The organism is Candidatus Infernicultor aquiphilus, from assembly GCF_002784285.1.
GTDB classification, from domain to species: Bacteria; Atribacterota; Phoenicimicrobiia; order Phoenicimicrobiales; family Phoenicimicrobiaceae; genus Infernicultor; species Infernicultor aquiphilus.
In genome coordinates this window covers 1-9,878 of record NZ_PFKO01000070.1, presented here as the reverse complement: position 1 = coordinate 9,878, position 9,878 = coordinate 1, and the positions used below count along the sequence as shown (strand labels likewise).

The window sequence follows — 9,878 nt, the reverse complement described above, 5'->3', positions numbered from 1 at the left end:
CCGAGCATCACCATTTGAGCGTGGAATTCATTAAATAACTTGACCTCTTTCGGAAGATTTTGGTAAAAGAATTCCTGAATATGATGGTAAGCAGCCTCTTCCGAAATTAACTTATGACGAGAAAATATTCTTTTGGTATAAGTATCAATAACGAAAAATGGTTTTTCTCCCGCATATAATAATATACTATCTGCAGTTTCAGGTCCAATCCCTTTTATGTTTAATAACTTTTTTCTCAACTCCTCGCTGTCGCCTGAAAACATTTTTTCAGTAGAACCTTCAAACTCCTCAAAAAAGAAAGTTACGAAATTTTTTAATCTTTGTGCTTTAATATTATAATAACCCGAAGGTTTTATCAATTTACTTAATTCTTCTTGGCTTAGATAATAAAATGCATCAGGGTTCAATAAATTTCTTTTTTTTAAATTTTTAATCGCTTTTTCAACATTATTCCAAGAAGTATTTTGAGTAAGAATAGCACCTACCATTACCTCAAAAGGGGAACCTCCCGGCCACCAGTGTAATGGTCCAAAATAATTATATAAACTGTTATAAATCTTTAATAGAATATCCCTTTTTTGCATCTTTGCCTAATTATTCTTAAATAATTGTTCTATTTATAATTAATTCTCCAATGCACCAATTAACCAATTGACTAATTGACCAATTGACTTAGTCGTTAGCTGTAGGGGTCGGATTTATCCGACCCGAAACGGGTTTGATGAATCAAACCCCTACAACAAATTACTTATTTCGGGCAGACACAAGGTCTGCCCCTACTTGTACCTTACAACCTTATTTTTCTTTTTCTTTTTCCTCTTCTTTTTTCCCCAACTCTACGCTCCACGCTGTACGCTAGTTTTGCTAACCGCTCTACGCTATTCTTCACTATATACTCGATACTCGATACTATATACTGTTCTTAAAACTCTCCCTGGTGGGCGTTTTCTAAAAATTTACAGATTAATTTAATCGAACTCTCAATATCTTCCTTGTGACACATCTCTACTACTGAATGAACATATCTGGTAGGAATAGAAATAGTACAAGCGGGTACTCCGGATTTACTCCTTTGTATGGCTCCTGCATCAGTTCCTCCTCCTAATAATATATCAGTCTGGTATTTAATTTTATTTTCTTCCGCTATCTTCCTTAAAAAATCAACTAACTTTTTATTAGAAATAGTATGAGAATCCATTAAAGATATAGCTGTTCCTCCTCCTAAATTAGTAACCATTTCTTCTTCCTTAGTTCCCGGAAGGTCTGAAGCAATGGTAACATCAAGGGCAATGCCTAGATCAGGTTCCACAGAAAACGAAGAAACGGTCGCTCCTCTAAGTCCAACTTCCTCCTGCACAGTTGCCACGGCATATATATCTACATAACAACTTTTGATTCTTTTTAGTGCCTCAATCATAACATAAACTCCAACCCTATCATCAAGGGCTTTAGCAGTTATTATTTTGTTATTAAGTTCTTTAAAATCTCTATCTAAAGTAACAAAATCTCCTGGTTTCACTATCTTTGAAACTTCCTCTTTTTTCAGACCTACATCTATAAAAAGATCTTTAATCTTTGTCGCTTTTTTCTTTTCTTCTTCTTCTAAAATATGAATAGGTTTGGAACCAATCACTCCTCCAATATCTTTTACTCCATGAACTACTACTCTTTGGGCAATTAAAGTCCTGGGGTCAAATCCACCCACTGGAGCAAATCTCAAAAAACCATCTTTATCAATAAAACTTATCATAAAACCAATTTCGTCCATATGTGCAGCGAGCATTACTTTTTTAGGAAGAGAATTGCTCATTGCCTTTTTAGTTTTTTTAATCCCAATGATATTCCCTAATTTATCTATCTTCACCTCATCAGTTACTTTCCCCAGTTCTTCCTTAATAACTTTCTGAATCCTTTCCTCATAACCAGAAATTCCTGGTGTCTCACACAGTTTTTTTAATAATTCCATCCTGTTCTCCTTTCTTTATTTACTAAATAGGTAAAATTTAGTGCCTGGCACCTTTTTTTACATTCCATAAAATATTCTCTGCTGCTCCTACTCCTGCCCCCATTTTAAAATTATAATTAAAGTCGGATAAAGTCTTTTCAATAATGCTCAGGGTCATTATCACTTCATTTTCAGTTATGTTTCCCATATGTCCTAAACGAAATACTTTGCCGGCCAATACTCCTTTTCCCTCTGATACTAAGACACCGTTCTGATATAATTTTTCTCTAAAAGGTAAATCTTCAATTCCAGAAGGATATACTACTGTTGATACAGTATTGGCTCTAATTTCCTGGGAAGGAAGTATACTAAATCCCAATTCTTCCAATCCTGTTTGAAAGGCTAAAGCAAACTTCTGATGTCTTCTAAATCTTTCTTCCAAACCTTCTTCTAATATTATTTTCAGACCTTGATGCAGGGCATTGACCATATTTACGGCATGAGTAGCAAAATATCTTTCTCCCGGTTCACGCATAATAGGTAACCAGCGATTAATATCCATATAATAAGCAAAAATTTTTCCTAAACTATTCCTCCTCTCTAAAGCCCTTTGGCTAAATAATAAATTAGCTAATCCTGGAGGAACGCCAATTGCTTTCTGGTTACCGGCAAAAAGAATATCAATTCCCCAATCATCCATCCGTTCCTCAATGCCTCCCATAGCGCAAACTCCATCTACAATAAACAGTGTTTCAGAATATTTTTTTAAAATTTCTCCTACTTCAATTACCGGAGCACAAACACCGGTAGAAGTATCCACATGAGTTAAAGTTAACGCAGAAAATTTTTTCTCTTTTAGTTTCTGGGTAATTTTTTCTACTTCAACAATCTTACCCCACTGGGAAGCTAAAACTTCTACTTCAAAATCATAAGCTCGGGCGATTTCTACAAACCGATCTCCAAAAAAACCATGTGAGATTACTAATAAACGATCACCCTTTTTCAAAGCATTAACCAAGGCGGTCTCCATGGCTAAAGTCCCAGTGCCAGGAATAATAAAAGGTTGACCTTGTTCGGTCATAACTATAGTTTTTAAATCTTGAAGAGTTTCTTTTAAAGTCTTTACCAATTCAGGGTCTAAGTGCGAAACAGTTTCTTTACTTAAAGCATCTAATATAGACTGCTCAACTGGAGTAGGTCCGGGAATCATCATTAATTTCTTTTTCAAAATTATTTCTTCCTTTCTTTTTATTTTTTTATAAATTTTATAAAAATTATAAATTCTCATCCCTTTTCTCTTTTTAATTTTATCTTACCGATTTTAAAAATCAAACACCTCCCTCATTAAGAGATATTAGGCCATCTCTAAAGATGGGAACAATATTAAAAATATCTAACTGAGCACAAAACTCCAAATCTTTTCTTAAACCAATACTTTCCAAATAACGACCATGCTGAGATTTTCGCAACATCTCTAAAATATTATTTCCAAACTTTTTATAAAGTACTTGAGCAGTTAAATTAGCATCTGCTTCCTGGCAGGTACCGGTAGTAGTAGTAGAGTAAATATCTCTTAAAGAATTAATCAACCTTCCGGCACAAACTGTATCTTCTAAAGAAAAGTGACCTTCTTTTCCTGCGCAAGCCAATAAAATATCTCCTTGAAATTTAGAACAATAATTAAAAGTTGCCTGTAAATTTAAAAAACTGGCTATAATTATCCTAAAAGCACCCCTAACTATTTCCAAGGTCTTTACCCCATTGGTGGTGGAAAAAATAATTATTTTATCTTCCACTATTTCTTTCTGGTATTCTCGCGGTGAATTACCTAAATCAAAACCTTTTATCTTTCTTCCTTCTCTTTCTCCTCCTAATAAAACTTCTTCTTTTTTAAACTGCTGAGTCTTTTCTTTAGCCTGCTCAGGAGACAAAATCGGAACTATACCACGACATCCATAAGCTAAAGCAGTTACTATGGTGCTGGATGCCCTTAAAACATCTATAACTACGATTAATTTACCTGCTAATCTTCTATTCTTTATCTCTTCTGGAGTAAAGACGACTTCTAAATTATTCATCTGGTTAGGTATAAATCCTCCTAAATTAAGCTCCAAATTTATTTAATTTTAAGGCATTAGCCATCATTAAAGGAAGGGCATCTACTGCGGCAAATCTTCCCAACTCTCCCTGGGCACAAGCCCTTTCATTGAATCTATCCACATCATCAATTCTAATATAGGGAGAAAATAAGATAAACGGATTCGGATGCCAACTATGTCCCTTCATTATAGCGGGGGTAGAATGATCTCCGGTAACTACCAGAACATCTGGTTTTAATTTTAGCACTTCCGGAATAAATTTATCCACTTCTTCAATTATTTTAACCTTTCCTTCAAAATTACCATCCTCTCCGTAACTATCCGTCTTTTTTATATGAAGGTAAAAGAAATCATATTTTTCAAAATTTTCTCTCAAGGTTTCAAACTCTTCTTTTATTGATTCTCCGGTCTTTAATATTTCCATACCCACCAATTTAGCTAATCCCTTATACATAGGATAAGTAGCTATAGCGGCCGGGGTTAGCTTAAATAATTCATTCATAGTGGGTAAATCGGGATGCTTGGCAAATCCTCTCAATAAAACGGTATTGGCGGGGTAATGTTCTTTTAATACTTCAGTAGCTATCTTAATAAACTCATTTACTACTTCAGCAGTCTTTTTTGCACTGGCCTTTAAAGGTTGGGCAAATTTCATTTTTTCTCCAACTATCTGAGGGTCAGCATCAGAAAGGTCTTCTTCTAAATTTTTTCCTCGAAATACCACTACAAATCGGTGTTCCTTACCTGGGGCAATTATTACCTTAACTTCCCCTATCTGTTTAATCTTATCTTGCATAATTTCACAAATTTTTTCATTTATAGCCGTAGAAATTCTACCTGCTCTACGGTTTACTATTATCCCCTTCTCGCTTAAGGTCGCAAAATTACCTCTACAGGCTAAATCGTAAGGAGTGAGTTCCATTCCCACTCCCAGAGCTTCTAAAACCCCTCTTCCTATCTGATACTTAATAGGGTCGTAGCCAAATAGAGAAAGATGAGCTGGACCACTCCCTGGGGTGATACCACAAGATATGGGATCGGTTAAACCACAAGAAGATTTAGAAGCTAATCTATCTAAATTAGGGATTAAAGCCGTCTGCAGCGCTGTCTTATTATTCTTGTAGGGAAGATCGCCAATCCCATCAGCAACTAAAAGAACAATCTTTGATTCATTTTGAATAGCTAATGATTTTATAATTTCTTCGTTTACCATAATCTTTATCTCTCCTTAATTTTTATTTTTCTGGCTAACTTCTATCAATCTTTCCTTTAATGAAGTGTTTCGATGAAAGGTTTTATTATTTTTAATAGCAATCCATAAAGCTTTTTTAGTACCAATTAATATTACCATCTCTTTCGCTCGGGTAATTCCAGTATATAATAAATTCCTTTGCAGAAGCAAATAGTGCTGGGTCATTACCGGAATAACCACTATTCGATATTCGCTGCCTTGACTTTTATGGACCGTAATAGCATAGGCCAACACTAATTCATTTAATTCAGAAAATTCGTAACCAACCTTTCTCCCATAAAAATTTACTTCTAAAATATGCTCCTCCTCCTCTATATTTTCAATCCTACCTATGTCTCCATTAAAAACCTCTTTATCGTAATTATTTTTAATTTGCATCACTTTATCATTTACTCTAAAAGAATGGTTTCCATATTTAATCTCTTTCCCCTTAAGATTTAAGGCCTCCCTTAGGCAATAATTTAAATTATCTGCCCCTACTTCCCCTTTATACATAGGAGAGAGAACTTGAATATCATCTACCGGATCTATTTTATATTTGGCGGGAAGACGAACAGTACAAAGGTTGATTATCTTTTGAACAGCAAGCTGAGGGTCCTCTTCTTCTATAAAATAAAAATCTCTTTCTCTTTCTCCTTTAATAACCGGATATTTTCCCTCATTAACTCGGTGAGCATTTACAATAATTAGGCTTCTCCGATCTTGTCTAAATATTTTAGTTAATCTCACCACTGGAATAGTTTCAGAATCGATAATATCTTTTAAAAGATTGCCTGGTCCTACCGAAGGTAGCTGATCTACATCACCAATCAAAATTAATATGCTACCGGAAAGAACTGCTTTTAAAAGATTATTCATTAATAAAATATCTATCATAGAGACTTCATCCAAAATTATTACCTCGGCCTGAATAGGGTTTTCTGAATTTTTGGTAAAGATTCCCCTCTTAGGACTATATTCTAATAATCTATGAATAGTCTTTGCTTTCCGACCGGTAGTTTCAGTCAATTTTTTTGCCGCTCTACCGGTAGGTGCGGCTAAAATTATTTTTAATTTTAATTCCTCAAAAAGTTCAATAAGTCCTAAAACAGTAGTAGTTTTTCCCGTTCCAGGACCACCAGTTAACACCAATACCCGATTTAAGAGGACTTTTTCAATCGCCTCTTTTTGCTCTTCTGCAAAAGAAATATCATATTTTTTTTCTAAATATTTTATTTTTTTTGGTACATCTAAATTAATCAGTTGTTGAGGAAATTTAACTAATTCAATTAATTTCTTACTTACTCCTAATTCTGCAAAATAATAAAAGGGCAACCATACCCTATCTTCTTGTAAAATAATCTCCTGGTTATTTTTTAAAACATCTAAGTTTTTTTCAACTAATAATTTCTCAACTTCTAATAATTCACTACTCTGATCAATTATTTCATTAATAATCCCATAACAATGACCTTGATTGGTCAATTCATTTAAAAGGTATTTAATCCCAGCCTTTATTCTCGCCGGAGAAGCAGGTTCGATGCCTAAATTCTGAGCGATACGATCAGCAATTTTAAATCCGATGCCGAAAACATCATCAACTAATTGGTACGGATTTTCTTTTAGTTTTTCAATGGCAGTATTCCCATAAGTCTTATAAATTTTAACTGCGTATCCAGTGGTAATTTGGTAGGATTGTAAAAATATCATCACTCTTTTAATTTCTTTTTGTTGTTCCCAGGATTTGCTGATCACTTTTATTCGTTTTTCGGCAATGCCTTCTACTTCAGTTAGTCTTTGAATATCGTTCTCCAGAACCTCTAAAGTTTTATCACCAAAATACTTTACTATCCTATCTGCAGTTGCAGGGCCAACTCCCTTAATTAACCCGGAGCTTAAATATCTTTTTAAACCAAATAAAGAAGTAGGTAAAATTAATTGATAATCTTTAAAATTAAATTGCCAACCATACTTGGAATTATTGACCCATTCTCCCTTTAACTCATAATCCTCGCCAATGTTTACCGAGGCCATATTTCCAACGATGGTAGTTAATTTATCTTCCTTCCCCGTTTTCACGAGGACAGACTTTTCCAAGCTTATCTTCGCTATGATATAACCATTTTCATTGTTTCTATATACAATTTTTTCTATAATTCCTTTTAAATTTTCCATGGTTCACCTTCGGAGAAATTTGCCAATTCAACAATTTGCCAATTCACCAATCTACCAATCGACCAATTAAGTAGGGGGCGGATTTATCCGCCCTGAGTTTTGCGGGCTCGATTCATCGAGCCCCTACAACTACGCTAAACGCTCTACGCTCTATCCTAATGTACGAGATACGATTCACGAGATACGTACCTAATCTTATACTATTTTCACATATACATTTCTTGGTCGAGGACCATCAAACTCACAAAAACAAATTCCCTGCCAGGTTCCCAGGAGGAGATTATTATTTTCCACCGGTATATTTACCGAAGAACCAATGATACTCGCTTTGATATGCGCAGCAGAATTCCCTTCTAAATGATGGTAATGATCATTTAAAGGGATCACTTTATTTAATTCCATAATTATATCATGTTTAACACTGGGATCAGCATTTTCATTTATAGTAACTCCGGCAGTAGTATGAGGGATAAAAACGCAACATAATCCTTCCGATATTCCACTCTCTCTAACTACCTTCTGAATCTGAGCGGTAATATCTATCATCTGGGTTTGGGTATTAGTCTGGACGGCTATTTCTTTTAGCATAACAACCTCCTCTTTTAGTTAGTTAGTTAGTTAGTTATTCAATATTAATTCACCAAGGGAAAATATAAATATAAGATTAATCTTGAGTTTCGCTAATAATTTTTTTGCTCTTTTCTAGATCTCTATTGGATACTAGAATGATTACTTCTCCCAAACCATCTATCGTAAAAGGATAAACTGAATGGGTTATATCTGATTGCAAAATACATTCAATGCCATAACTGCCTAATAAACTCTTAATAGTAAGAGCTTCGTCTTCGCGAGGAACCCGAACGAGTTCAACTATTTTTAAATCTTTGTCTTTATTTTCTGTATTTTCAGGCAAAATATCTCCTCCAATTAGTCAATCCACCAATTACCCTATTCCTCGATTGACCGATTAAATTAATCGTTTGCGAATATTTGTAGAGGTCGGATTTACCGACCCGGGCTTTTCGGTAATTTATCTGACGGGTTCGATGAATCGAACCCTCCTCTTGGAAGGGCGTATGCAATACGCCCCTACTTCTCTCTGTACACTTGTAACTCGCAACCCGTAACTTATTACTGTATCTTACTATATGGTTGTAACCCAAAAAGCCAAAAATATTTTTAATAGATTATATATCTGATGCGTTTTGGAAGGGCGTATGCAATACGCCCCTACTTCTTCTTTACTTCTGATTACTAATTCCTGCAACTTTTATCTTTCACTATATACTACATACTATATACTCGATACTATCTTAATCCTAATTTGTCATAAGCAACTTTTTTAGCTTCTTCATATATCTCTTTAAGAGGGACTTGATACTGCTGGGCTATCTTCTGACAATCCTGGTATTCGGGGGCAATAGTTTTAATATCTTCTTTAAAAACACCGACTTTAACCTTAATTTTACCATACTTGGTCTCAGCTATAAAATTCGCTTGAGTCAATTTCAACCTTTTTACTTCTTTTATTCTTACTCCCAAAGTAGTAGATTCGGAAAATAATACTTCCAGTATTTCTTTAAGATTTTGTTCGTAAACTATAATACTCAACATCTGGGCGGGTCGATTCTTTTTCATCTGGATAGGGGTTAAAAATACATCTAATGCCCCTTGAGAAAATAATTCATCCATAATATAATTATAGAATTCTGGGTTCATATCATCAATATTAGTTTCTATTAATAGAGCTTCATCGTGAACATAACCATCCATTAAGTCCCTATCCCTTAATATTTTCTCACCTATGCTCACTCTCAAAAGATTAGGAATAGAAAATTCTCTTTCTCCTGCTCCATATCCTATCTTTTCTATTTTCATTAAAGGTCTTTCCCCAAAGTCCTTAGTTAAAGTACTAATAATTGCGGCACCAGTGGGAGTAACCATTTCACTTTCCATTCCTCCGCTATAAGTAGGTATATTCTTTAATAATTCCAAAGTAGCTGGAGCGGGGAGCGGTAAAATTCCATGAGCACATTGGTCCAAACCTTGGCCTAAAGGTAGAGGAGAAGAATAAATTTCTTTTATTTCTAAAGCTTTTATTCCTATAACTGCAGAAGATATATCCATAATGCTATCTAAACCTCCTATTTCATGGAAGTGAATTTTTTCTATATCTTCCTGGTGTATTTTTGACTCAGCTTCCGCTATTTTAAAAAATATTTTTTTTACTTCGTTTTTAATTTCTTCATCTAATTTACTCTCTTCCAGAATATTTAGAATATCTTTAAATCTTCTCTCCACCCCTTTTTCCTGAATTTTTACTTTAAACTGACTGGCAGAAATTCCTTTTTTTAATACTTTATTTACTTCTAACTGATAACCGGAAAGGTTTAATTTATTTAATTCTTTTTCCAGGATTTCAATTTTC

At 34.4% G+C, this 9,878-nt stretch carries 9 protein-coding genes; all 9 read right to left on the bottom strand.

The features are described 5' to 3' along the window. Nucleotides 1-584 (bottom strand): endonuclease III domain-containing protein (locus tag COZ07_RS02010; RefSeq protein WP_406606926.1); only part of this gene is annotated, 584 nt, incomplete at its 3' end. 338 nt (nt 585-922) lie between these two features. Beyond that, nucleotides 923-1,966 (bottom strand): M42 family metallopeptidase, encoded by a 1,044-nt coding sequence (locus COZ07_RS02005; RefSeq protein WP_406606925.1) that lies wholly within the window; start codon nt 1,964-1,966, stop codon nt 923-925. A gap of 37 nt (nt 1,967-2,003) precedes the next feature. Continuing rightward, the gene (locus COZ07_RS02000) at nt 2,004-3,173 is read right to left on the bottom strand and encodes a pyridoxal-phosphate-dependent aminotransferase family protein (RefSeq protein WP_406606924.1); all 1,170 of its coding nucleotides are present in this window, start codon (nt 3,171-3,173) and stop codon (nt 2,004-2,006) included. A 100-nt stretch (nt 3,174-3,273) separates the two neighbouring features. Further along, the gene (locus COZ07_RS01995) at nt 3,274-4,023 is read right to left on the bottom strand and encodes a 2-phosphosulfolactate phosphatase (protein ID WP_406606923.1); all 750 of its coding nucleotides are present in this window, start codon (nt 4,021-4,023) and stop codon (nt 3,274-3,276) included. A gap of 25 nt (nt 4,024-4,048) precedes the next feature. Continuing rightward, nucleotides 4,049-5,260 (bottom strand): 2,3-bisphosphoglycerate-independent phosphoglycerate mutase, encoded by a 1,212-nt coding sequence (locus COZ07_RS01990; RefSeq protein ID WP_406606927.1) that lies wholly within the window; start codon nt 5,258-5,260, stop codon nt 4,049-4,051. A 12-nt stretch (nt 5,261-5,272) separates the two neighbouring features. Further along, nucleotides 5,273-7,450: an ATP-dependent RecD-like DNA helicase gene (locus tag COZ07_RS01985; protein ID WP_406606922.1), complete on the bottom strand. Its 2,178-nt coding sequence runs from the start codon at nt 7,448-7,450 to the stop codon at nt 5,273-5,275. A 195-nt stretch (nt 7,451-7,645) separates the two neighbouring features. Next, complete coding sequence (locus COZ07_RS01980; RefSeq protein WP_406606921.1) at nt 7,646-8,038, bottom strand: YjbQ family protein; 393 nt, start codon at nt 8,036-8,038, stop codon at nt 7,646-7,648. Between the two features lie 76 nt (nt 8,039-8,114). Further along, entirely contained in the window at nt 8,115-8,363 is a 249-nt protein-coding gene (locus COZ07_RS01975) for a putative signal transducing protein (RefSeq protein WP_406606920.1), read from the bottom strand. Nucleotides 8,364-8,758: 395 nt separating this feature from the next. Next, nucleotides 8,759-9,878 (bottom strand): LarC family nickel insertion protein (larC, locus tag COZ07_RS01970; protein WP_406606919.1); only part of this gene is annotated, 1,120 nt, incomplete at its 5' end.